Genomic DNA, 20,412 nt, shown 5'->3' with positions numbered 1-20,412 from the left:
ATGACCCAGCGTCAATCCGTCCGCATTCCCCTTCCTGGTCATCCGCGTTTTTGCTGGTTTGCTCTTATCCCGGTAGTGCCTGGCGTTGTGTGGTTGCTGTTGCAATCAGCCTCCACGGCCAACCTGGTGGCGTGTGCGGTACTGGTGTTGCTTGGTCTGGGGGCCTGTGCCTGGAGCACAAATTCACAGCGCAAGGCCGTGTTGCGCGCGATGTCGCGGGCGCAGGCGGATCAGTCAACTGTGGACGCGGCGCACAACGGCGCGGCTTCTCGCGCACAGCTCGATGAAGTGTTGCTGGGCGCCATGCCGATCTGGGCCAAGCAGGTGGAAAGCTCGCGGCATCAGACTGAAGAAGCGATTGTAAGCCTGGCCAACCGTTTCACCGGGATCGCCGCACGATTGCAGGAAACGGTACAGGCATCGCAGCAGGCTGCCGGTGAACTGGATGGGCAGTCCGCCGATGGCGCGCTTGAGGTGCTGGCGCGCAGTGACAGCGAACTGAGCCAGGTGATCAACTCGCTCAAGGCCACTCAGACCAGCCGTGACCAGACCCTGGCCCAGGTCCGCAGCCTCACCGCCTATACCAAGGAACTGCGTGCCATGGCCGCCGACGTGGCGGCGATTGCCGCGCAGACCAACCTGCTGGCCCTCAACGCCGCCATCGAGGCGGCGCGGGCCGGTGAGGCAGGGCGCGGCTTCGCGGTGGTGGCCGATGCGGTGCGCAGCCTGTCGAACAAATCCAGTGAAACCGGCCAGCAGATGTCGGCCAAGGTCGACATCATCAATAACGCCATCACGCAATTGGTGCAGGCCGCGTCCAGCAGTGCTGACCAGGACAGCCACTCGGTGGCCGAGTCCGAAAACAGCATTCAACGCGTGCTCGAGCGCTTCCAGAACATCACCGGGCGCCTGGCCGAATCTGCCGACCTGCTCAAGCAGGAAAGCTACGGCATCCGTGATGAGATGACCGAAGTGCTGGTCAGCCTGCAATTCCAGGACCGGGTCAGCCAGATCCTCAGCCACGTGCGAGACAACATGCAGGCCTTGCATGACCACCTCCTGCAAGCCAGCCAGGCGCCGGGCCAGGCGGTGGGCGTCGATGCCCGGCAGTGGCTCGCGCGGATGGAAGCCACCTACGCCACCGACGAGCAACGGCGCCTGCATCACGGAGTGGCGCCCGCGCAGCAGAACTCTCAAGACATCACCTTCTTTTAGGAGCACACCATGGCAAAGAATGTATTAGTGGTCGACGACTCGAGCAGCGTGCGGCAAGTGGTCGGCATCGCCTTGAAAAGCGCCGGCTACGACGTCATCGAGGCCAGCGACGGCAAGGATGCCCTGAGCAAGCTGACCGGGCAGAAAGTGCACTTGATCATCAGCGACGTGAACATGCCCAACATGGACGGCATCACCTTCGTCAAGGAGGTCAAGAAGCTGGCCAATTACAAGTTCACCCCGATCATCATGCTGACCACCGAGTCCCAGGAATCGAAGAAGGCCGAGGGCCAGGCCGCCGGCGCCAAGGCGTGGGTGGTCAAGCCGTTCCAGCCGGCGCAAATGCTGGCAGCCGTATCCAAGCTGATCCTGCCTTGACTCTCCGGCGCCAGGGAGACTGCCATGCCAATCAGCACTGAAACACTCGGCGCCAGCGCCTGCGTGCGCATTGACGGCGAACTGACGATCTACACGGTAGCGGAACTGGCGGCTGCGCTGCTGCCCCAGATCGGTGCGACTCCCCGCCTGGAGCTGGATCTGTCGCAGGTCACGGAGATGGATGGCGCCGGTTTGCAGTTGCTTGCAGTGATCCAGCGTGAGGCGGGCGTTGCCGGTACTGCCTTGAGTGTGACCGGCCAGAGCCAGGCGGTCATGCATGCACTGCAACTGTGCCGTAGCGCAGGCTTGTAGTCAGCACTTCCCATGTTTTTTTGATCGACAAGGACAGTCCAGGTGAGCATCAATCTCGATCAGGCACAGCAGACATTCATCGTTGAGGCACGCGAGCTGTTGCAGGCCATGGAGCAATCCCTGCTGCAACTGGAAAGCGAGCCGGGCGACCAGGATGCCATCGGCGCGATTTTCCGCGCCGCGCACACCATCAAGGGGTCGGCGGGCCTTTTCGGCCTGGCGTCGATCGTGGGGTTCACGCATATCGTCGAAGACGTGCTTGACCGCCTGCGCGAAGGCGATGTGGCGGTGGACGGCGCATTGATCGCGCTGCTGCTCAAGTGCGGCGACCACATGCTCGAACTGGTCGAAGTGGTCGCCAACCGCGGTGAGGTGCCGACGCCTGCCGCTCTGGAGCGTGGTGAAGCATTGCGCGAGGCGCTGAGTGCCTATCAGCCGATGCGAACCGCCATTGCCAGCGTCCAAACCGCTGAAGTGGCCGACGACGCGGCGGTCGACGTGCTCTGGCACATCTCCCTGCGCTTCGGCGTGGACGTGTTCCGTAATGGCATGGACCCGCTGTCATTTCTGCGTTATCTGGAGACCTTGGGGCAGGTGATGCAGGTCACCACCCTGACCGACAGCATCCCGCCAATGGACAGCTGGGACCCGGAAAGCTGCTACCTGGGTTTCGAGATCGACCTGCGCTCGACGGCCAGCCACGCTGCCCTCAACGACGTGTTCGATTTTGTGCGTGACGACTGTGAAGTGCACATCAGCGCCGTCGACGAAGCGCCCGACAGCACTGCGGTCGTCGCTGGCGACCAGGTCACCCAGGCAGAGCAAGGCCTTGTGGCGGCGACACCGCAGCGTTCTGCGCCAGCCAGCGAGGCGAAACCCCGCGACGGCAATTACGTGCGCGTCAACGCCGACAAGCTCGACGAGCTGATCAATCTGGTCGGCGAACTGGTGATCGCCAGTGCCGGCTCAAGCCTGCTGGCCCGCTCCTGTAACAACGACCCTTTGCAAGAGGCGACCTCGACGGTATCGGGGCTGGTGGAAGAGATCCTCGATGGCGCGCTGCACCTGCGCATGATCCCCATTGGTGACACGTTCAACCGTTTTCGTCGTGTGGTGCGCGATATCAGCCAGGAACTGGGCAAGGACATCGAGCTGAACATCAGCGGTGCGGACACCGAGCTGGACAAGACCGTGGTCGAGAAAATCGGCGACCCGCTGATGCACCTGCTGCGCAACGCCATGGACCACGGTATCGAAAGCGCTGATGCGCGACAGGCGGCCGGCAAGCCGACCAAGGGCCATTTGAGCCTCAATGCCTACCACGACTCCGGGAGCATTGTCATTGAAATCGCCGACGACGGCGCCGGGCTCAACCGCGAACGCATCCTGCAAAAGGCCCAGGAACGCGGGCTGGTGGCCAGCGGCGCGGTGCTCACCGACCAGGAGATCTACAACTTGATCTTCGAAGCGGGGTTCTCCACCGCCGAGGCGGTGACCAACCTGTCCGGGCGCGGCGTCGGCATGGATGTGGTCAAGCGCAATATCACCTTGTTACGCGGCACCGTCGACCTGGACAGCCGCCCCGGCGAGGGCACGGTGGTGCGCATCCGCTTGCCGCTGACCCTGGCGATCATCAATGGGTTTCTGGTCGGTATCGACCAATCCACCTATGTGATTCCCCTGGACATGGTCCAGGAATGCATCGAGTTGGGTGAACGCCAGCGCCAGTCCAGCCGCGACGACGGCTACCTGGACCTGCGTGGCGAGGTCTTGCCGCTGGTGGACCTGCGCGAACACTTCAGCCACGAAGGCCCGGCTGCACGGCGCCAGAACGTGGTGGTGGTGCGCTACGCCGAGCACAAGGCCGGGCTGGTGGTGGATGACCTGCTCGGTGAGTTCCAGACCGTGATTAAACCGTTGGGCAAGCTGTTCGGCGCGCTGCGCGGCATCAGCGGCTCGACCATATTGGGCAGCGGCGCGGTGGCCCTGATCCTGGATGTACCGGCACTGCTCAACCAACTCGTACAACTGGAAGCCCGCACGCCCCAGGCGCCTCAATCGTCGCCGGTCGTCGCTCGCTGACGTCTTTGCAATTCCATGGAGGTTCCCCGATGAAATGGTTCTACGATCTTAAAATTTCCACCAAGTTGATCAGCTCGTTCCTGGTGGTCCTGGCGCTCACTGCGGCCATGGGCGGCTTCGCCATCCTCCAGCTCGGCGCCGTCAACCATGCGGCCCAGGACATCAAGGGCAATTGGATGCCTTCCATGCGCGCAGCGGCCGGCATGCGTTTTTTTGCCGCCAACTATCGCTTGAAAGAAAACCGTCACCTCGCGACCGAGATCGCCGAAGAAAAGGCCCAGGCCGAACGTGAAGCCGCCGACGCGCGCCAACAGTTCGAAACCCGCATGGGCACCTATGAACAGTTGCTGTCCAACGATGAAGATCGCCAACTGCTGGCCAGCGTGAAAAGCGCATGGGACGCGTACCTGGCCAGCAGCAAGCAAGTGCTCGAGTTTTCCCGGCAGAACCAGGAAGTCCAGGCGCGCGGTTTGCTCAGGGGAGAGTCCAAGGGGCATTTCGATGAGGTGACCAGCCGCCTGCAGAAAATGGTCGAGCTCAATGATGCCGGTGCGACGGTCGCGGGTGACAAGGGCTTGGCGCTGTATGAAAACGCACGCCTGTCGATCATCGCGGTACTGGTCGCGGCCTTGTTGATCGGCCTGGGCCTGGCGGTATTCATCGCTCGGATTATTTCCCGCCCACTGAGGCAGGCCGCAACCGCCGCCGAACAATTGGCCGAAGGCAACCTCAACGCCCACATCGAGCCGGGTGCCAACGATGAAACCGGCATGGTGCTCAACGCCATGCGCAACATGGTCGGCAAGCTGGCGCATATCATCGGCGAAGTGCGTAACGCTGCCGATAACCTTGCCAGCGCCTCCGAACAGGTCAGCGCCACCGCGCAATCGATGAGCCAGGCCACCAGTGAACAGGCCGCCAGTGTCGAGGAAACCAGCGCCTCGGTGGAACAGATGAGCGCCAGCATCAACCAGAACACCGAGAATGCCAAGGTCACCGATGGCATGGCCAGCAAGGCCGCCAAGGAAGCCACCGAAGGCGGCGAATCGGTACAGCAGACCGTGGTGGCGATGAAGAAAATCGCCCAACGCATCAGCATCATCGATGACATCGCCTACCAGACCAATCTGCTCGCCCTCAACGCCGCCATCGAGGCCGCTCGGGCCGGGGAGCACGGCAAGGGCTTCGCCGTGGTGGCCGCCGAAGTGCGCAAGCTGGCCGAGCGCAGCCAGGTCGCGGCCCAGGAAATCGGCGAGCTGTCGTCCAGCAGCGTGGACATGGCTGAGAAGGCCGGCAAGCTGCTTGACGAAATGGTGCCGTCCATCAACAAAACCTCCGACCTTGTGCAGGAAATCAGCGCCGCCTCCGAGGAACAGGCCGCCGGTGTCGGGCAGATCAACACGGCGATGACCCAGCTCAACCAGGTGACCCAGCAAAATGCGTCGAGCAGCGAGGAACTGGCGGCCACCGCCGAAGAAATGAGCAGCCAGGCCGAGCAGCTGCAACAAGCCATGAGCTTCTTCGTACTGGACTCAACCCCAAAGGCCGCGGCTCAAAGCAGCAGTGTCGACAGCCCCGGCAGCAAGCCCAGCCGTCAGCCGCCGCGCCCGAAACCACAGGCACCGCGCAAGGCCTTCGCCTACAACATGGCCAGCGCACCTGACGAATCGGACTTCACCCGCTTCTGATCCCACGATCGATACGGGCCTACAAGGAGAGTGACATGGGCGCAGTGATGACGACTCGGCATACCGCGGTTGCGGTGGATGAGGACGCGCAATACCTGACCTTCATGCTGGGCGGCGAAATGTTCGCCATCGGCATTCTGGGTATCAAGGAAATTATCGAATACGGCAGCCTGACCGTGGTGCCGATGATGCCGGCGTTCGTGCGCGGGGTGATCAACCTGCGCGGCGCGGTGGTGCCGGTGGTGGACTTGTCGGCGCGCTTTGGTCGGGCCAACTCGACGATCACCCGGCGCTCCTGCGTGATCATCATCGAGGCGAATACCGACGACGGCCGGCCCCAGGATATCGGGTTGCTGGTCGACACCGTTTCTGCCGTGCAGGAGATCCCGGCCGCGCAGATTGAGCCGCCGCCCAGTTTCGGCGCGCGGATTCGCGCCGATTTCATCGGCGGCATGGCCAAGGTCGACGGCAAATTCGTGATTGTGCTGGAGGTGGACAAGGTGCTGTCCATCGATGAGATGTCCAGCCTCGCCGAGGGCGGCCAGGCGGCGGCCCTCGACCTCGATCCGCGTTGAGTCCCGACCATGCCAGATACCGCCTCCCTCGACGATCGTGAATTCGGCCAGTTCCAGAGCTGGCTGTACCGCGCGGCCGGCATCAACCTGTCGCCGGCCAAGAAAGCCCTGGTGGCCGGGCGCCTGTTCAAGCGCCTCAAGCACTACGAGCTGCACAGCTACGGCGAATACTTCAAGCTGATCATGAATGACCAGCGCAAGGGCGAACTGCAGGTTGCGCTGGATTTGCTGACCACCAACGAAACCTATTTTTTTCGCGAGCCCAAGCACTTCGACTTCCTGCGCCAGCAGGTGCTGCCTCGGGCCGCACCGGGCAAGGTATTTCGCGTGTGGAGCGCGGCCAGCTCCTCGGGCGAAGAACCCTACAGCCTCGCGATGACCCTGGCCGAGAGCCTGGGCACCACGCCTTGGGAAGTGATCGGCTCGGATATCAGCACCCAGGTGCTGGCCAAGGCGCGCAACGGCCACTACGCCATGGAGCGCGCCGGGACGCTGCCCCAGCCGCTGCTGACCAAATACTGCCTCAAGGGCATTGGCCACCAGGAGGGTACCTTCCTGATCGACAAGACCTTGCGCAACCGCGTCAGTTTTGTGCAGGTCAACCTTAACGAAGCGCTGCCGGCCCTGGGCGAGTTCGAGGTGATCTTCCTGCGCAACGTGATGATCTATTTCGACCAGCAGACCAAGAGCCAGGTGGTCGCGCGTCTGTTGCCGCTGCTCAAGCCCGGCGGTTATTTCATCATCAGCCACTCGGAAAGCCTCAACGGTGTCAACGACACCTTGAAGCTGGTGGCGCCGTCGATTTACCGCAAGCCATGAAAAAACCAGCCGATGCGGGGGAAGTGGTGTTGGCGCCTGGCCAGGTCAGCTTTGCGACGCGGCCGACGCGCCTGCGCACCTTGCTCGGTTCCTGCGTGGCGATCACCTTTTGGCACCCGCAACGGCGGATCGGCGGCATGTGTCATTTCATGCTGCCGGGGCGAGCGCGCAATCATCAGCCCCTGGACGGCCGATATGGCGACGAAGCCATGGAACTGCTGCTGCGCCACGCCCAGGCCAATGGCACGGGTGCACAGGATTACCAGGTCAAGTTGTTCGGCGGCGGCGAGATGTTTCCCGATCACCAGCGCCGCCTGCCGACCCACGACGTGGCCAGCCTGAATATTCGCGCGGCGCTGGCCCTGGCCGAGCGCTATCAATTGCACCTGACGGCCCAGGACATGGGCAGTACTGGTTACCGCACGATCATGTTCGACCTGTGGAACGGCAACGTCTGGGTCCGGCACCAACCTATGGGAACACTTCAACAAGATGCCTACCAAAAAAATCAGTGTGCTGCTGGTCGATGACTCGGCCGTCGTGCGTCAGGTACTGCTGGCGATTTTCGCTGACACGCCGGATATCCATGTGATGGGGGCCGCCTCCGACCCGATTTTCGCCATGGACAAACTCGCCCGGGAATGGCCGGATGTGATCGTGCTGGATGTAGAAATGCCGCGCATGGACGGCATCACCTTTCTCAAGAAAATCATGAGCGAGCGGCCGACACCCGTGGTGATCTGCTCGTCGCTGACCCAGAAAGGCGCGGAAACCTCCCTGCAGGCGCTGGCGGCGGGTGCTGTGGAGATCATTACCAAGCCCACGAGCGGCTTGAAGAATTTCCTGATCGAATCGGCGGCCGAGTTGGTGACGGCGATCCGCGCCGCGGCCAACTCCAACGTGAGGAACCTGGGAAGGCGCAGCGTCAGCCCGGCACCGGCACCGGCCGGCAAGCTCAGTGCGGATGCGATCCTGCCCGCCGCCAATGGCCAGGCCATGGCGCACACCACCGAACGTATTGTCGCCATCGGCACCTCCACCGGCGGCACCCAAGCGCTGGAGGCGGTGCTGACGGCCCTGCCGCGGGTGTGCCCGGGCATGGTGATCGTGCAGCACATGCCGGAAAAATTCACCGCCTCGTTTGCCGAGCGTCTCAACAGCGTTTGCGAAATCGAGGTGCGCGAAGCGCGCAACAATGACCGTATCCTGCCCGGCCTGGCCCTGATCGCCCCTGGCGGCAAGCACCTGATGGTCACCCGCAGCGGCGCCTATTATCACGCTCAGGTCATCGATGGGCCGCTGGTCAACCGGCACCGGCCTTCAGTGGATGTGCTGTTTCGCTCGGTGGCCAGGTTCGCCGGCAGGAACGCCACGGGCATCATCATGACCGGTATGGGCGACGATGGCGCGCGCGGGCTCAAGGAGATGCTGGACGCCGGCGCCGCCACGGTGGCCCAGGACGAGGCCAGTTGCGTGGTGTTCGGCATGCCCAAGGAGGCGATCAAGCTCAACGCCGCCCAGCGCATCATGGCGCTGGAGGATATTCACCGGGCGATTTTGCATAAATGAAACTGAGTTTCAGGTTGCCTTGATCGCCCTTAGCACCCTAGGTATCTACACAACTCTGGTGCGACGCCGGATCTGTGGTGAGGGAGCTTGCTCCCGGTTGCGGCCTTGGAGCTGACCGGGATTTTGTGTCGATCCTGGCCTAAATGTGGGAGGGGGCTTGCCCCCGATGGCGGCCTCACAGCCGACCAGGATGCTGGATCAGACCGAGTACATATCCGTTTCTGCGGTCACGGCCACTTAGGGTTCCGCCCTGACGGCGGCCCACGGATTCAAGCCTGCGTTCGGCCAGCGTGGTTTAACGGGGCGCTTGAGATCAAAAGCAGACAGGATCAAGAGCGGCTCGCTTCGCATCGTGGTTACGTCGACCGCTGCAGAGTTGTGTAGATACCGCGTATTTGATCGCTTCTGGCGGGCGGAACGCTCCAGGGCACGTTACTCGGGCGGCAGCGGGCTAGGCTTGTCCATCGCCAGGGCGATCTGCCAGGCCCATGGCGGCGCCATGACGGCCAGCAACCTGGCCGAGGGTGGCACGCTGATCAGGGCGCAGTTTCAGGTGCAGGGCTGACCGGCCCGGTTCGGCAGACGAATTTGACGTACACCAGCTCCGGGTCGTCTTCATCAAGGTTCTCGATTCGACCGCTCGGTATGAACCCGGCCTTGGCCAGCATCGCCTGGGAAGCAATATTGGAGAGGTTGGTCGAGGAAAACAGCTTGGGCGTTTTGCACAGCTTTTCGGCGCCTGCCAGTAGCTGCAGCGCAATTCCCTGGCGTTGGTGCATCGGCGCCACGACCACCAGCGCCACAAAGTCGTGATTGAAGAAATCATCGGTCAGCACCAGGTAGCCAGTGCACTGGCCGCCTGCCTCGGCGACCAGGCATTGCTGGAGCACCACGGCGTCATGGATAAATACGCGACGACTGGCGTGGGCGGTGGCGTAGTCGTCCAGTGCGAGGAGTGCATGCACGTCGTCGAGTGTGGCGGGGCGGATGTACAGTTCCATATCCAGGCACATTTCTATCGTTGGGCATTGGCGTAACTCTATCACCCATTTATTAGCGCAGTCGGGTGTTGCGCAGGTACTGCGCCGGCTCCCGCGTAAAGCCAGCGGCCTGGAGCGCGCATCGGTCGGTCACCCATCCTCCTGTTTGAAACAATTACCCGGCGATCGGCGTAACATGAGCCTGAGTTCATGCCCAGTCTGTTCCCGTCCGCTCGGAGACCCTGACGATGAGAGACCTGCCGCCGACCGCCACATTGCGCGCGTTTGAAGCCGCCACGCGGCATCCGACCTTTACAGCCGCCGCCCAGGAACTGCATGTGAGCCAGAGCGCGGTCAGCCACCAGCTCAAGCATCTGGAAACGCTGTGGGGGCTGCAGCTGTTTGAACGCGGTCAACCGCTACGCCTCACGGCAGCGGGGGCTACGCTGGCGCCCATCGTGCGCGAATTCTTCATCAGCCTGGAGGCGACCCTGGGCGATCTGCGCGAGCAAAAAGGCCGGGTTCGACTCAGCGTCAGCACCACCTATTCGTTCGCACTCAAATGGCTGCTGCCGCGCTTGCCGAGCCTGGCCCGTCAGCACCCCGAGCTGCTGGTGTCGCTGGACACCACCGACAAGATCATCCACTTCTCGGGGGGCCAGGCCGATGTCGCGATTCGGCTGGGCAAGGGCAGTTATCCCGGCCTGTATTCGCAGTTCCTGTTCGGCGAGCAGGTGTTTCCGGTGGCCAGCCCCGACTTGCTGCAGCGCCTCGGAACACCGCGCGATCCGGCCGAGTTGTTGCGTTTGCCGCTGCTGACCCGCGATGGCGCCGAACTGGTGCCGAAATGGGAGGCCTGGTTTCAAGCCGTGGGGCTTGGGTTTTCACCGCTCAGGGAAAGTGTCAGGTTCGGTGACAGCAATATGACGGTCGAGGCCGCCTTGCTCGGCCAGGGCGTAGCCTTGGTGCGCAGCGGCCACGTGGAAAACGAAATCAGCGATGGCCGTCTGGTACGGCTGTTCGATGTGCCGTTCCCATCGCCGCTGGCCTACTATTTCGTCTGCCCCAAGGGCGTCGAGGCACAGCCGCACATCCTCGACTTGCGACAGTGGTTGATGGCCGAGGCGCTGAAAGTGCAACACGCCGCTCACTAGCGGTATGAGTATTCGTTCATGGCGCGATGAGGAAACTTCGCTGTCGTTCCGGTGCCGGGCTGCCTAAGATGGCGCATGCCTATCCATCTTGTTTGCCTGGTTCTTTTCGCCGCGCTCCTGCACGCCAGCTGGAATGCGCTGCTGCGTGGCGGTGCCGACCGGCTGTGGTCGATGACGGTGATGTGTATTGCCATCGCCATCACCTGCAGCGTCGCCGCAGCGTTCATGCCAATACCCGCGACTGAGAGCTGGGGGTATGCGCTGCTCTCAGCGTTACTGCATGTGGGCTACAACCTGTTTCTGGTGCGCAGCTATCGGGTCGGTGACCTGGGGCAGATCTATCCGATTTCGCGTGGGTCGTCGCCGGCCCTGATCACCCTGGGTGCCGCCGTGTTTGCCGGCGAGCGCATCGCGCCCGGCCAGTTGCTGGGTATCACGCTGGTCTCTGGCGGGATCATTTCGCTGGCGTTCAAGGGGCGCAGCCTGTCGGTTCCCAGCCTGCCCTATGCGCTGGGCACCGGCTGCTTCATCGCGGCCTACAGCGTCGTCGACGGTATCGGTGCCAGGCTCTCCGGCGCGCCGCTGGCTTACACTGCATGGATGTGCGCCTTGTGGGGCGTGCTGATGCCGGTGGTGTACATCGGCCTGCGCGATGCCCGCAGCCTGTTCTGCGTGCGGCCCGGCCTGTTGACCGCTGTGCTCGGCGGGCTGGTCTCCTTGCTGGCCTACGCAATCGTTATCTACGCCATGAACGAAGCGCCCCTGGGCGCGGTATCGGCATTGCGCGAAACCAGCGTGCTGTTTGCGCTGTTGATCGGCTACCTGTTTCTCGGCGAGACGCTTACCGTGCGCCGGATCCTGGCGTGTGTCGTGATCGTAGCCGGCACGCTTATCATCGGCTGATACAGCCAATAACGCAGGAGGTCATTGAAATGGAAAAGGTCACACAGGCACCCCTGATCCTGATCACCGGAGGCAGTCGCGGCGTGGGGGCAGCCACCGCTCGGCTGGCCGCCGCCAAGGGTTATGACGTCGCTATCAGCTACGTGGCCAGTGAAGCGGCGGCGTTGGCGGTGGTGGCGGATGTGCAGGCAGTGGGGCGCAGGGCCCTGGCCGTGCGGGCCGACAGCGCAGACCCCGAACAGGTTGCGCAGTTGTTCGCGGCCATCGACCGCACGTTCGGGCGCATTGATGTACTGGTCAATAACGCCGGGGTGCTGCAGACCCAGTCGCGCCTGGAGGATCTTGGCTTTGAACGCATGCAACGTATCTTCGCGGTCAATGCCATCGGCCCGATGCTCTGTGCCCAGCAGGCGGTCAAGCGCATGGCTTACCGGCACAACGGGCCGGGCGGGGTGGTGATCAATGTGTCTTCCGGCGCGGCACGCCTGGGCAGCCCCAACGAATACATCGACTATGCGGCGTCAAAGGGCGCCCTGGAGACATTTACCATCGGGTTTGCCAAGGAAGTGGCGCGCGAGGGCATACGCGTCAACTGTGTTCGCCCCGGGCACATCTACACCGAGATGCACGCCAGCGGCGGCGAGCCGGGCCGCGTGGATCGCGTCAAGGACTCGATTCCCATGGGGCGCGGCGGCCAACCGGAGGAAGTGGCGCAGGCCATTCTCTGGCTGGCCGGCGCCGAAGCGTCGTTTGTGACCGGCACATTCCTTGACGTGACGGGCGGCAAGTAAGCCGGCGGGCGTCTTCGTCTCGTTTCGCGCCCGAAAGGGACGAATACGCCTGTTAGTCGCAATTTGTTACGAATCAATCACGGCAAAATGCCAGTTTGCACCGGCAAAAGGGGGCAAAAACACGTCTGCCATGGATTTTTCATAAAATCGTAACAAAGCTGCTGCACAGTCCCGGGAGCCCGAAATTACACCACGGAGTTCCTGAATGAAAAGCTTGATGAAGTCTGCTGCACTCGCCGTCGCGGTTTCTCTGAGCGCCACTTCGGTGTTTGCTGCCGAAAGCATCCGCCTGACCGGTTCCGGGGCCAGTTTCCCGGCCCCGATCTACCTCACCTGGTTCAAGGATTTCAGCAAGAAAAGTGCGGGCGTCACGGTTGACTACCAGTCCAAGGGCAGCGGGGCGGGGGTACAGGACTTCCTGAACAAAACCGTCGACTTCGCCGCCAGTGACTCCGCGATGAAAGACGAAGACATCGCCAAGGTTGCCGAAGGTGTACAACTGCTGCCGATGACCGCCGGCGAAATCGTGCTGGCCTACAACCTGCCGGGCAACCCGAAGGGTCTGAAGCTGCCGCGCGACGTGTACTCCGATATCTTCCTGGGCAAGATCACCCAGTGGAACGATCCGAAGATCGTTGCCGCCAACCCGGACCTGAAGCTGCCGGCTACGCCTATCACCGTCGTGGTGCGTGCCGACTCCAGTGGCACCACCGCGGTATTCACCAAGCACCTGGCGGCGATCAACCCTGGCTTCAAAGAGGCATTGGGTGAAGGCAACACCGTCAACTGGCCGGCCACCGACAAGTTCATCAAGTCGCCCAAGAACGACGGTGTGACCGCCACCGTACGCCAGACGCCAGGCGCGATTGGCTACATCGAATACGGTTTCGCCAAACTGGCCAAGGTTGACTTCGCCCAGTTGCAGAACAAGGCCGGCCAGTATGTTGTGCCCAATGCCGAAAGCGGTGCAGAAGCACTGGCCGCGGTGAAGATGCCGGAAAGCCTGGTGGCCTGGCTGCCGGACCCGGACGGCGCCAAGTCCTACCCGATCACGTCCTACACCTGGATGATTTTCCGCAAGGACAACGGCAACCCGGCCAAGGCCAAGGCCATGCGTGAAATGGTCGAGTACAGCCTGACCGAAGGTCAGAAAATCGCTGACTCCATGGGCTACATCCCGCTGCCGCCTTCGGTAGTCGAGCAGGTTCGCAAGGCGTCCGCCAACATCCAGTAAGGCGTGTCAGGTCGCTTCCGGCGTGGGCGGTCAGCCCTGTCGGAAGCGTTTCCTCCCTGTTTCGGAATTAATCCATGAACACACCTTTTGTCGTACCGGGTAACCCGGACTCTGCGTGCCAGCCGCCGTCCACCAAGGACTTCGTGATGGATCGCACCTTCCGTGCGCTTGCACGCATCGGCGTGGTGCTGGTGCTGGCGCTGGTCTTCGCGCTGGTGTTCGAAGTAGGGCGCAAGGCCCTTCCAGGCATGGAAAAGCACGGTTTTGACGTGCTGCTGGGCAGTGTCTGGGATGTCAACCAAGGCAAGTACGGCATTCTGCCGGCGATTTGGGGCACGCTGTACAGTGCCTTCATCGCGTTGCTGATCGCCGGCTTTTTTGGCGTCAGCATGGCGATTTTCCTCACCCAGGATTTCCTTCCCGCCAAGCTGGCTGCGGTGTTTCGCACCATCGTCGAATTGCTCGCGGCAATCCCCAGTGTGGTGTACGGCCTGTGGGGCATCTACGTGGTCATTCCCGCCATCCGGCCGCTGACGGCGTGGCTCAATACAGAACTGGGCTGGATTCCCTTTTTCGGTACGTCCCTGAGCGGGCCGGGCCTGCTGCCGGCCGCGCTGGTATTGGCGATCATGATCCTGCCGACCATTGCCGCGGTGTCCCAGGACGCGCTCACCGCAGTGCCGATGAAAACCAAACAGGCTGCCTACGGCATGGGCACGACGCACTGGGAAGCGATTCTCAAGGTGATGGTGCCGTCGGCCGCCACCGGTATCTTCGGCTCCCTGGTGCTGGGCCTGGGCCGCGCCCTGGGGGAAACCATGGCCCTGGCGATGCTGGTGGGTAACGCAAACAACATTTCCCTGTCCCTGTTTGCACCGGCCAATACCCTGGCGGCCTTGTTGGCGCTGAACTTTCCCGAGGCCGGGCCGAACGAGATCGAGGTGTTGATGTACGCGGCGCTGGTGCTGATGTTCATCACGCTGCTGGTCAACGTCGCGGGTTCGATGATCATGCTCTACGCCCAGCGGGGGACTCGCCAATGACCAACCTCACCACGCCTGCCGCCGCGCTGCCCAGCCTGCAGCGTCGCTTCGAAGGCCGCGCCCTGCGCAGCCTGGTCTTGACCACGCTGGTCTGGTTCGGCGCGCTGCTGGCCAGCGTACCGCTGATCTCCGTGCTCTATATGCTGATCACCCGAGGCGGTGCGCGCCTGAGCCTGGAGCTCTTCACCGAGCTGCCGCCGACCGGTTTCGAGACTGGCGGTGGCTTCGGCAACGCCATGGCCGGCACCTTGGTCATGGTCGGCATTGCGGCGGCCATCGCCGTGCCGGTCGGTATCCTGGCCGCGGTGTTTCTCGCGGAGCTGGGGCCTGACAGCAAGCTGGCGAACGCTGCGCGCTTTGCCGCCAAGATGCTCACCGGCTTGCCGTCCATTCTGGCCGGGGTGTTTGCCTACGCGCTGGTGGTGATGACCACCGGGACCTACTCGGCACCGGCAGGTGGCGTGGCGCTGGCCGTGCTGATGCTGCCGATCGTGGTGCTGACGGCTGAAGAGTCGATGCGCATGGTGCCCAAGATCATGAAGGACGCTGCCTACGGCATGGGTTGCACCCGTTCGCAGGTGATCTGGAAAATCGTCTTGCCCACCGGCCTGCCGGCGATCCTGACCGGCGTCATGCTGGCCGTGGCGCGCGCTGCCGGCGAAACCGCGCCATTGCTGTTCACCGCGCTGTTCAGCAACTACTGGATCTACCACGACGGCAACCTGGCCGTCATGAACCCGACAGCCTCGTTGGCCGTGCTGATCTACAACTTCTCCGGCATGCCCTTCGACAATCAGCTTGAACTCGCGTGGGCGGCTTCGCTGGTGCTGGTGATGATCGTGCTGGTCGTGAATGTCGTGAGCCGTATTTTCGGCAAACCCAAGTACTAAGAGCGGGAGCACCTGAATTTTGAACGTATCCACTGCGCAAATAGCCGCTCCGTTTGTGACCCAGTCGCCTGTGGTCATGGACTGCAAGCTGGACAAGATTTTCTACGGCAACTTCATGGCCGTGCGTGACAGCCACGTGCCGATCGAAAAAAACAAGATCACCGGTTTCATCGGGCCTTCCGGCTGTGGCAAAAGCACCGTGCTGCGCAGCCTCAACCGCATGAATGACCTGGTCAAGGGCTTTCGTTTCGAAGGGCATGTGCATTTTCTCGGCCAGGACGTGTACGGCAAGGGCGTCGATCCTGTGGTCGTGCGTCGTTACATCGGCATGGTGTTCCAGCAGCCGAACCCGTTCTCGATGAGCATCTTCGACAACGTCGCCTTTGGCCTGCGCCTCAATCGTTACAAGGGCGACCTGGGCGACCGCGTCAAACACGCGCTGCAAGGCGCCGCCCTGTGGGACGAGGTCAAGGACAAGTTGAAGGTCAGCGGTTTGTCGCTCTCCGGCGGCCAGCAGCAACGTCTGTGTATCGCACGTGCTATCGCCACCGAGCCGGAAGTGTTGCTGCTGGATGAACCGTGCTCGGCGCTCGACCCGATTGCCACCCGTCGCGTCGAGGAACTGATGGTCGAGCTGAAGAAGGATTACACCATCGCGCTGGTGACCCACAACATGCAGCAGGCGATCCGTGTGGCGGACACCACGGCGTTTTTCTCGGTGGATATTTCTCAGGGCACGCGCACGGGGTATCTGGTCGAGATGGGCCCGACCGCGCAGATTTTCGGCAAGCCGCGCGAGCAAATGACCGAAGATTACATCAGCGGCAAGTTCAGCTGAGCAACACCGTCCGGCCTGCGCCGCCTATGTGCAAACGCCAAATGGATGTGGCGTGAACCGGTAGATTTTTTACCTCGTGTTTCCAAGGAGTTTCAATGTCTGCAACGCATCGCCTGGATCTGCCAGCCATCGAACGCGCATTGCGCGAAGTGCAGGAGCGCTTCGCCGAGCTTAGCCGTCACTTCACCGAGCCGCGTGACCCCTTGACCGACGAAGTGCTGCTCAATGTGCTTGAAGGCTATGCGTTGATTGACGACTATGTCGCACGCGGCGTTGACCTGTTTGATCTTCATCAGTTGAACCTGATGCTGGAAATCAACGCCACCGTGCTGTGCGGTCGAGACCCGGCGCGGCGCGTGGAATACGCGCAGCACCTTGCGGCCACCGAGGAGCATTTCTTCAATAACGTCGAAGGCGGCATCAAGGACCTGTTCAACTGGTACTGCGCGTATCGCAGCGAATCGGTCTGGAAGCGGGCGGCCGGCGTTTATGTGCGCATCCTCAGCAAGCCGCAGTTGTTTATTGAAGGCAACAACCGCAGTGGGTCGCTTATCGTCAGCTATCTGCTCATGCGTGCAGGTTTGCCGCCGTTCGTGCTGACGCTTGAAAATGCCGAGGGCTACTTCAACCCGTCCTCGGTGATACGCAACTCTGCCAAACATGGCGTCAAGGCGTTGTACGAGTTGCCCAAAATCAAGAAGAAGTACGCCGCGTTCCTGGAGAACCAGGCGCCTGATCCCAACAAATTTTTCCTCAGCGGCACGCCGCTGCCCAAACGACAGGGAGGCCACTGATGCGCAGATTCAAGCGTCAACGCCTGCGTATTTCATTTGATATCGATGACACGCTGGCCTGCCAGCTCCACCACTGCGCTGTCGAAACCAGCTGGCTGCCGGCCTGTGTGCATCGTTGGCTGGGTGAGCCGTTGCGCATCGGTACACGTTCCCTGATCCGCGATTTGCGTCGCCAGGGGTGCAGCGTCTGGGTCTATACCTCGTCCGGCCGCACACCGTCCTACATCCGCCGCTGGCTGTTGCTCTATGGAATCCGCGTCGATGGGGTCGTTAACAGTGTGCTGCACAACCGCGCCCTGACCGGGCATGGGTTGTCGAATGCGCCTTCGAAGTATCCGCCGGCATTCGATATCGACTTGCACGTTGATGATTCCGAGGGCGTGCAGATTGAAGGGGCTGATCATGGGTTCCGCGTGGTCGTGGTTAATCCGCAGGATGTACGCTGGGCGCAGAAAGTCCTGGAAGCCGTGGTCATTGTCCGCGCGCAGCTCGGTTGGCCGCGGCTGGTCAGCCACAAGGTGCCGCGCAACACCGCACTGTCGCTTGAGCCGAAAAGGACTGTCGCCAACTCGATCCTGGCGCGTGGACAATGGTCCGGTTGAATGTATCCAGGACAATTCTTTGTGTGTATCGATGGGCGAGCGTAGGCTCCCATTCACATACAGCAAGGAGGCGAACCCGGCGCGCAGGAGGCAACAGTTCCAGCGGCGTCGAATCGATTGAGGCATGTTCAGTCACGTTACGCTCAGGTGCACCGACCTTGAACGAGCAGCGGCTTTTCATGACGCTGTGATTGCGCCACTCTGGCTGATCCAACACGCAGCGACCCCCCATGGCAGCGCGCCTCACAACGTCTATTACGGCGATCTGGAGCGCTCATGGTAGAGCCATCGACGCTGTTGCTGTTCGCAGGGGCCGTGTTGCTGTTACTGATGTCTCCTGGCCCCAATATGGCCTTTGTGATTGCGCACGGCGCGAGCTACGGCTGGCGTGGCGGCGTCGCTGCCGCATTGGGCATCGGCGCGGCCGACCTCGTACTGACCGCGCTCACCGCCGCCGGCCTCACCGCCGCCATAGCTCAGTGGCCGCCCTCGTTCGACCTGATCCGCTGGGCCGGCGCGTTCTATCTACTCTGGATGGCCTGGAACGCCCTGCGGGTTCGTGCCGGAGGTTCAACGCATGCCACTCTCCAGATGTCGCTGATGTCGGTGTTCATTCGTGCGATGCTCAATTCGTTGCTCAACCCGAAAGCGCTGCTGTTTTTCATGGTGTTTTTGCCGCAGTTCGTTGTGCGCGGCAGTGCTGCGGTCGCCTTGCAAATAGTCATCCTGGGGTTGGTATTAACCTTGATCGCGATCATTTTTCACGTCGTGCTGGGCCTGATGGGGGGAATCATCCGGGGTTACGCTACCCACCAAGGCGAGCCCGCAAAGTGGCAGTCGCGGGGCCTGGCATTCGTATTGGTATTGCTGGCAGTTCGCCTGGCGTTCACGTCGCGGCCGGCATGAGTTATCCGGGTAGCCGGTGCGTAACTTGCGTAAAAAAGCCACTCGATCGAGTGGCTTTTTTACCCTGTGGTTTATGAAATAGACGCTACGACGTCCGTTTGCCTTGCTTACTTGAGCGTGACGTCAACCATCGGCGGGATGTAACCGTAGTCATACTCGGCGACCACGAATGTCTGCTGCCCTTTGATCTTGATGCCCACGGTCGGTGCCTCGGTGCCGCCGATGCGCATCTGTGTCCCGCTTTCGCCGGTGGGTACGCTGTCGATGAAGGAAGTCACCAGGCCGTTGGGCATTACGCAGTGGGAGTAGGTCTGGAAGGGCTGGGAGGACGGATTTCCCAGGACCAGGCCGGAACCGATCAAGGGCACGTAAGGGCCGAACAGCGAGTCTGCGACAAAACCGTACACCCCATCCGGCCCTGTTACACCGTCGCCGTAGGTGAAGGTGTGGCTGATGGTGAACAGGTAATACTTGCCGTCCTGGAACACGAAGTGCGGACGTTCGGTCTGGTCGTTGACGCCGACTGCGGTCAGCAGCGGCGGCAGCATTTCCCAGTCGTCCCCGTCTTCGTCACGGGCCACGGCGATACCCACGCAGGCGGTCTGGAAGCGCGAGTTGCCGACGTCTTCATAACCGGGCGGCACATCGCCGATTTCTGCCTTGCCCACCTTGTGCGAGCCGCGCTCGCCGGCCACGTTGCCTTCGAACAGCATGTACAGCTTGCCGTCCTTCGGGTCGCGGAACGGCCATGGATCGCGGAAACCCCAGAAGGCGTTCTGCGCTTCGGTCTGGTACATCTTGCCGTCGGCCTCGAACAACGGCTTGACCTTCTCGAAGCCCACCAGGCTGACGCCATGCTCGGTGGTCACCACGCGGCCACGCACCTTGACGATGGTCGCGCCCGGTGTGACGGCGGTGTAGTAGAGGTCCACCTCGCCTTGCTCGTTCAACAGGATCGGCGTGCCGGCCCATTCGCGCACCGTTGGCGAAACGCCTTCGGCCATTACCCGGCCGCCGAGTTTCCAGTCCTTGCCGGTGCGGGAGTACCAGTAGTACATCTTTGCCCGACCATGGCGATCGTTCCAGTCGCGGGCGATGTCGTAGTTACCGTTCTGATCGAGGTACTGCGGGTCGTTGGGGTGACGATCCGCGGTGAGGGTGAAGATCACCGACCAGCCATCGACGGAGGTGATATTTCCATCAATGTCACGCAGCGGCATGGTGTCCCAGATAAACACCTTATCGCTCAGCACCGGGAAGTCGGCACTGACCAGTGGCTGGGTGGTGGTGGGGTCGTCCGCATGGACTTTGAGCGCATCGGCGCGGGTCCACAGGCTGGGTAGGTGGGGTGTTTTGCCAAATTTTTCAGTGGTGCTTTTCATAGGAAACCTCGTCCATGAAGGTAAGATAAATACTGTATTCATATACAGTGATTCGACTTTAAAAGACTGGCTCACTCGGGTCAAGGGCTAAAATGCATTTATGCATATTTTTGGGTGATGCCTTGGCTGACACGTTTCAGCCTGGGATTTTTACAGACGTTCCGCTGAGCCCAGCAGCAGGCCCGAACATGCTCAAGGGCAATAGGAGCGGCTGGAACATGCCCCCGGGCTTCAGGCACGGATCGACGAGCCCATTC

General features: G+C 61.9%; 21 protein-coding genes and 1 pseudogene. 20 read left to right on the top strand and 2 right to left on the bottom strand.

Annotation, left to right across the window (positions count from 1 at the left end; translation table 11 throughout):
* From BFQ04_RS23360 to BFQ04_RS28955, 10 genes and pseudogenes are all read left to right on the top strand, one after another.
* Nucleotides 1–1,215 (top strand): methyl-accepting chemotaxis protein, encoded by a 1,215-nt coding sequence (locus BFQ04_RS23360; RefSeq protein WP_065952855.1) that lies wholly within the window; start codon nt 1–3, stop codon nt 1,213–1,215.
* Between the two features lie 9 nt (nt 1,216–1,224).
* On the top strand, nt 1,225–1,593 hold the full coding sequence (locus BFQ04_RS23355) for a response regulator (protein ID WP_010446480.1): 369 nt from the start codon (nt 1,225–1,227) through the stop codon (nt 1,591–1,593).
* Nucleotides 1,594–1,617: 24 nt separating this feature from the next.
* Entirely contained in the window at nt 1,618–1,905 is a 288-nt protein-coding gene (locus BFQ04_RS23350) for an STAS domain-containing protein (RefSeq protein WP_065952854.1), read from the top strand.
* 42 nt (nt 1,906–1,947) lie between these two features.
* The gene (locus tag BFQ04_RS23345; protein WP_065952853.1) at nt 1,948–3,987 is read left to right on the top strand and encodes a chemotaxis protein CheA; all 2,040 of its coding nucleotides are present in this window, start codon (nt 1,948–1,950) and stop codon (nt 3,985–3,987) included.
* Nucleotides 3,988–4,016: 29 nt separating this feature from the next.
* Nucleotides 4,017–5,675 (top strand): methyl-accepting chemotaxis protein, encoded by a 1,659-nt coding sequence (locus tag BFQ04_RS23340; RefSeq protein WP_065952852.1) that lies wholly within the window; start codon nt 4,017–4,019, stop codon nt 5,673–5,675.
* 35 nt (nt 5,676–5,710) lie between these two features.
* Nucleotides 5,711–6,250 carry a chemotaxis protein CheW gene (locus BFQ04_RS23335; protein ID WP_065952851.1) on the top strand — a complete coding sequence of 180 codons (540 nt, stop codon included), beginning with the start codon at nt 5,711–5,713 and terminating at the stop codon, nt 6,248–6,250.
* 9 nt (nt 6,251–6,259) lie between these two features.
* Complete coding sequence (locus BFQ04_RS23330) at nt 6,260–7,069, top strand: CheR family methyltransferase (protein ID WP_065952850.1); 810 nt, start codon at nt 6,260–6,262, stop codon at nt 7,067–7,069.
* A complete protein-coding gene (cheD, locus tag BFQ04_RS23325; RefSeq protein ID WP_065952849.1) occupies nt 7,066–7,599 on the top strand; it encodes a chemoreceptor glutamine deamidase CheD in 534 nt (177 codons plus the stop codon). The genes BFQ04_RS23330 and cheD overlap by 4 nt, the downstream gene beginning before the upstream one ends.
* Nucleotides 7,562–8,638: a protein-glutamate methylesterase/protein-glutamine glutaminase gene (locus BFQ04_RS23320; protein WP_065952848.1), complete on the top strand. Its 1,077-nt coding sequence runs from the start codon at nt 7,562–7,564 to the stop codon at nt 8,636–8,638. The genes cheD and BFQ04_RS23320 overlap by 38 nt, the downstream gene beginning before the upstream one ends.
* A gap of 391 nt (nt 8,639–9,029) precedes the next feature.
* Nucleotides 9,030–9,203, top strand: a pseudogene (locus BFQ04_RS28955) (ATP-binding protein); the annotation flags it as partial.
* Here the strand turns inward: BFQ04_RS28955 and BFQ04_RS23315 are convergent.
* Complete coding sequence (locus BFQ04_RS23315; RefSeq protein WP_256544615.1) at nt 9,175–9,639, bottom strand: GNAT family N-acetyltransferase; 465 nt, start codon at nt 9,637–9,639, stop codon at nt 9,175–9,177. The pseudogene BFQ04_RS28955 and the gene BFQ04_RS23315 overlap by 29 nt on opposite strands.
* Nucleotides 9,640–9,866: 227 nt before the next feature.
* Between BFQ04_RS23315 and BFQ04_RS23310 the strand changes: the two genes are divergently transcribed.
* From BFQ04_RS23310 to BFQ04_RS23265, 10 genes are all read left to right on the top strand, one after another.
* On the top strand, nt 9,867–10,772 hold the full coding sequence (locus tag BFQ04_RS23310; RefSeq protein ID WP_065952846.1) for a LysR substrate-binding domain-containing protein: 906 nt from the start codon (nt 9,867–9,869) through the stop codon (nt 10,770–10,772).
* A 75-nt stretch (nt 10,773–10,847) separates the two neighbouring features.
* Entirely contained in the window at nt 10,848–11,675 is an 828-nt protein-coding gene (locus BFQ04_RS23305; protein ID WP_065952845.1) for a DMT family transporter, read from the top strand.
* A 29-nt stretch (nt 11,676–11,704) separates the two neighbouring features.
* Nucleotides 11,705–12,466, top strand: coding sequence for an SDR family oxidoreductase (locus BFQ04_RS23300; protein WP_065952844.1), 762 nt, complete (start codon nt 11,705–11,707; stop codon nt 12,464–12,466).
* Between the two features lie 205 nt (nt 12,467–12,671).
* The gene (gene pstS / locus BFQ04_RS23295) at nt 12,672–13,700 is read left to right on the top strand and encodes a phosphate ABC transporter substrate-binding protein PstS (protein WP_057725519.1); all 1,029 of its coding nucleotides are present in this window, start codon (nt 12,672–12,674) and stop codon (nt 13,698–13,700) included.
* 74 nt (nt 13,701–13,774) lie between these two features.
* Nucleotides 13,775–14,743 carry a phosphate ABC transporter permease subunit PstC gene (gene pstC / locus BFQ04_RS23290; RefSeq protein ID WP_065952843.1) on the top strand — a complete coding sequence of 323 codons (969 nt, stop codon included), beginning with the start codon at nt 13,775–13,777 and terminating at the stop codon, nt 14,741–14,743.
* A complete protein-coding gene (gene pstA, locus BFQ04_RS23285; RefSeq protein WP_065952842.1) occupies nt 14,740–15,633 on the top strand; it encodes a phosphate ABC transporter permease PstA in 894 nt (297 codons plus the stop codon). Before pstC ends, pstA begins: the two co-directional genes overlap by 4 nt.
* A gap of 76 nt (nt 15,634–15,709) precedes the next feature.
* Complete coding sequence (gene pstB, locus BFQ04_RS23280) at nt 15,710–16,471, top strand: phosphate ABC transporter ATP-binding protein PstB (protein WP_065888298.1); 762 nt, start codon at nt 15,710–15,712, stop codon at nt 16,469–16,471.
* Nucleotides 16,472–16,566: 95 nt separating this feature from the next.
* Nucleotides 16,567–17,265, top strand: coding sequence for a hypothetical protein (locus BFQ04_RS23275; RefSeq protein ID WP_065952840.1), 699 nt, complete (start codon nt 16,567–16,569; stop codon nt 17,263–17,265).
* The gene (locus BFQ04_RS23270) at nt 17,265–17,867 is read left to right on the top strand and encodes a hypothetical protein (protein ID WP_256544614.1); all 603 of its coding nucleotides are present in this window, start codon (nt 17,265–17,267) and stop codon (nt 17,865–17,867) included. The genes BFQ04_RS23275 and BFQ04_RS23270 overlap by 1 nt, the downstream gene beginning before the upstream one ends.
* A 276-nt stretch (nt 17,868–18,143) precedes the next feature.
* On the top strand, nt 18,144–18,773 hold the full coding sequence (locus BFQ04_RS23265; RefSeq protein ID WP_065952838.1) for a LysE family translocator: 630 nt from the start codon (nt 18,144–18,146) through the stop codon (nt 18,771–18,773).
* 107 nt (nt 18,774–18,880) lie between these two features.
* Here the strand turns inward: BFQ04_RS23265 and BFQ04_RS23260 are convergent, their stop codons facing one another.
* The gene (locus BFQ04_RS23260) at nt 18,881–20,155 is read right to left on the bottom strand and encodes a glycoside hydrolase family 68 protein (RefSeq protein ID WP_065952837.1); all 1,275 of its coding nucleotides are present in this window, start codon (nt 20,153–20,155) and stop codon (nt 18,881–18,883) included.
* Between the last annotated feature and the right edge of the window lie 257 nt (nt 20,156–20,412).

Origin of the sequence: Pseudomonas sp. 37 R 15, from assembly GCF_900004865.1 — a bacterium.
Classification (GTDB): Bacteria; Pseudomonadota; Gammaproteobacteria; order Pseudomonadales; family Pseudomonadaceae; genus Aquipseudomonas; species Aquipseudomonas fluorescens_AM.
Note: the sequence above shows the minus strand (reverse complement) of the source record. Positions and strands in the feature narration are given on the sequence as shown.

Coding starts and splice junctions, on each gene's coding strand:
- BFQ04_RS23360 (WP_065952855.1), top strand. CDS start 1: ATGACCCAGCGTCAATCCGTCCGCATTCCCCTTCCTGGTCATCCGCGT.
- BFQ04_RS23355 (WP_010446480.1), top strand. CDS start 1,225: ATGGCAAAGAATGTATTAGTGGTCGACGACTCGAGCAGCGTGCGGCAA.
- BFQ04_RS23350 (WP_065952854.1), top strand. CDS start 1,618: ATGCCAATCAGCACTGAAACACTCGGCGCCAGCGCCTGCGTGCGCATT.
- BFQ04_RS23340 (WP_065952852.1), top strand. CDS start 4,017: ATGAAATGGTTCTACGATCTTAAAATTTCCACCAAGTTGATCAGCTCG.
- BFQ04_RS23335 (WP_065952851.1), top strand. CDS start 5,711: ATGGGCGCAGTGATGACGACTCGGCATACCGCGGTTGCGGTGGATGAG.
- BFQ04_RS23330 (WP_065952850.1), top strand. CDS start 6,260: ATGCCAGATACCGCCTCCCTCGACGATCGTGAATTCGGCCAGTTCCAG.
- cheD (WP_065952849.1), top strand. CDS start 7,066: ATGAAAAAACCAGCCGATGCGGGGGAAGTGGTGTTGGCGCCTGGCCAG.
- BFQ04_RS23320 (WP_065952848.1), top strand. CDS start 7,562: ATGCCTACCAAAAAAATCAGTGTGCTGCTGGTCGATGACTCGGCCGTC.
- BFQ04_RS23315 (WP_256544615.1), bottom strand. CDS start 9,639: ATGGAACTGTACATCCGCCCCGCCACACTCGACGACGTGCATGCACTC.
- BFQ04_RS23310 (WP_065952846.1), top strand. CDS start 9,867: ATGAGAGACCTGCCGCCGACCGCCACATTGCGCGCGTTTGAAGCCGCC.
- BFQ04_RS23305 (WP_065952845.1), top strand. CDS start 10,848: ATGCCTATCCATCTTGTTTGCCTGGTTCTTTTCGCCGCGCTCCTGCAC.
- BFQ04_RS23300 (WP_065952844.1), top strand. CDS start 11,705: ATGGAAAAGGTCACACAGGCACCCCTGATCCTGATCACCGGAGGCAGT.
- pstS (WP_057725519.1), top strand. CDS start 12,672: ATGAAAAGCTTGATGAAGTCTGCTGCACTCGCCGTCGCGGTTTCTCTG.
- pstC (WP_065952843.1), top strand. CDS start 13,775: ATGAACACACCTTTTGTCGTACCGGGTAACCCGGACTCTGCGTGCCAG.
- pstA (WP_065952842.1), top strand. CDS start 14,740: ATGACCAACCTCACCACGCCTGCCGCCGCGCTGCCCAGCCTGCAGCGT.
- pstB (WP_065888298.1), top strand. CDS start 15,710: ATGGACTGCAAGCTGGACAAGATTTTCTACGGCAACTTCATGGCCGTG.
- BFQ04_RS23275 (WP_065952840.1), top strand. CDS start 16,567: ATGTCTGCAACGCATCGCCTGGATCTGCCAGCCATCGAACGCGCATTG.
- BFQ04_RS23270 (WP_256544614.1), top strand. CDS start 17,265: ATGCGCAGATTCAAGCGTCAACGCCTGCGTATTTCATTTGATATCGAT.
- BFQ04_RS23265 (WP_065952838.1), top strand. CDS start 18,144: ATGGTAGAGCCATCGACGCTGTTGCTGTTCGCAGGGGCCGTGTTGCTG.
- BFQ04_RS23260 (WP_065952837.1), bottom strand. CDS start 20,155: ATGAAAAGCACCACTGAAAAATTTGGCAAAACACCCCACCTACCCAGC.